Origin of the sequence: Burkholderia sp. BCC1977 (genome assembly GCF_905339595.1) — a bacterium.
Lineage (GTDB): Bacteria > Pseudomonadota > Gammaproteobacteria > Burkholderiales > Burkholderiaceae > Burkholderia.
Map to the genome: position 1 here is coordinate 1 of NZ_CAJPGQ010000119.1, position 1,854 is coordinate 1,854.

A 1,854-nucleotide genomic window follows, 5' to 3' on the forward strand; every position below is an offset into this window, starting at 1 on the left:
TAAGGCATTGCAGTACATGAGCGGACAGTGGCCCAAGCTGGTCCGATACGTCGATAACGGCAACTGGCCGATCTCGAACAACCTGTGCGAGAACGCGATCCGACCGTTCGTCGTCGGCCGCAAGGGCTGGCTGTTCTCCGATACGGTCGCCGGCGCGCAGGCCAGTGCCAACCTGTACTCCCTCGTCGAGACGTGCAAGGCGAACGGCGTCGAGCCGTATCGCTATCTGGTTTGGCTGCTCACCAGGTTGCCGCTCGCTGCAACCGTCGACGACTACGCCGATCTCATGCCTTGGAGAATGCCTGCCGCCCTCAACCTCTGAGGGGCGTCGTTAAAAGACCGCATACGTTCGAAGTTGCCCTCAAGGACGTGCCAGACGGGCTTCCAGTAGATCCCGGTGGCTTCCATGGCGACGTGGGTGCAGGCGTGTGCGGCCAGCCAGTCGGCCAGCGCCAGCAATCCGCCGGTCGTGCCTTCAAAGCTGCGTACTTCCTGATGCGTGGGCGCCGAAACGCAGCGCACGCAGGCCACGATGATGTCCTTGTGTACATCCAGGCCGGCGCAGCGGGGATAGAGAACTTGCATGGAGCCTCCTACCAAAGTCAACGGCACCGGCAGCAGCCCTCGTCGTCGAAATCTACTAGGCGTGCTCCAGGGTGTCGCCACCCGTGGTCACAATTCGGGGTGCTCGCAGGGCTGCGGGTCCAACTACTGAACGGGCTCGGGGCACCAAGAGCGGGCCGACCTCGTTACCGATACCTTCCGACATCTTATGCTCCGCCAATCGGCAAAGCACCGGCCGTAGGCCCGCTTCATCCTTCGGAGTCGGACAGGCCCGATGGACAACTACTGACGCGAGACGAGTCGTTCAGGCCCGACCACGTGCCGGCATGCTTTACGCCTATGCAACCGCAAGAACAGTAAGCAGCAACAGCAGCGCCTTTCTCTGACGGATTGCAACGGACGAATCGACGACAGGTTGGACCGGCAGCAGGACAGCTCGATGAAACGCTCGGCATGCACAGCGCAATGCCGCTGTCCGGATGGAGCCCTGCTGAGCGGTTAGTATTCTGGCCCGAGCCGAGCGCGCTCGCAGGCCGATTGTAGGTGCGCAGTCCATCTCGTCGCCATCGTGCCGCAATGCAGAGATGTCAGAACGACATTGCAAGAACCCGAAGGTCCTTGTAGGCGTTTCAGGGGGCTGCTCCAAGGGGCTACTCCAGTCACTTTGGAGCAAAGAGTGCTGTGCGGTGTGCCTTATCGGTTTCTTTCCTCATGTCAAACGACTCACGAGCCGCCTGGATCGATGGGCGATGAACTACCGCCCATTCGTGTAATGCCCGCAAAGGCTCGATCAGGCTCTGACCGAGGTCGGTCAGCTCATATTCGACCCGTGGTGGAATAGTTGGATACGTAGTCCGCTCGACAAACCCATCTCGCTCCAATGCTTTTAGTGTGAGGGTCAGCATCCGTTGTGAAATGCCTTCGATCCTGTGACTAAGTTCGGTGTAGCGCATCTTCCTACCTTGGGATAGAGCCCCTACAACCATCACTGTCCATTTATCACCGATGCGGGCGAGAGTGTCGATGACGTCCTTGCACCGTTCGTGATTGGGCGCCGCATCGACATTGCGCACACGAATGTTCGTTTCGGCCATAGAGGTGCCTTCTTGTTTGCTGTACGGGAAGCCATATCATATCGCGACGAACAAAATGTTCGCCGGTTCAACGGCAGGAGTGGCAATGGAAGAGCGGAAAGTGGACGGAGTCACAATATATGGGGGCGGGATTGCTGGTGGAATACTCGCGCGTCGTTTGTCGCGATACACTCGAGTGACGTTGATCGATCCCTTA

2 protein-coding genes and 1 pseudogene are annotated in these 1,854 nt (G+C 59.0%); 1 reads left to right on the forward strand and 2 read right to left on the reverse strand.

Annotated features, from left to right (window positions below; genetic code table 11):
- Positions 1 to 322, forward strand: a 322-nt coding sequence (locus U5771_RS34960; protein ID WP_322028152.1) for an IS66 family transposase, incomplete at its 5' end; no start/stop codon positions are given.
- Positions 323 to 342: 20 nt separating this feature from the next.
- Here the strand turns inward: U5771_RS34960 and U5771_RS34965 are convergent.
- A pseudogene (locus U5771_RS34965) lies at positions 343 to 585 on the reverse strand (IS110 family transposase); the annotation flags it as partial.
- Positions 586 to 1,223: 638 nt separating this feature from the next.
- Positions 1,224 to 1,658, reverse strand: a complete 435-nt coding sequence (locus U5771_RS34970) for a helix-turn-helix domain-containing protein (protein WP_322028153.1) — start codon at positions 1,656 to 1,658, stop codon at positions 1,224 to 1,226.
- Between the last annotated feature and the right edge of the window lie 196 nt (positions 1,659 to 1,854).

What these genes read in the sequence shown, in the direction of transcription:
- U5771_RS34970 (WP_322028153.1), bottom strand. Translation starts at nt 1,658, where the DNA reads ATGGCCGAAACGAACATTCGTGTGCGCAATGTCGATGCGGCGCCCAAT.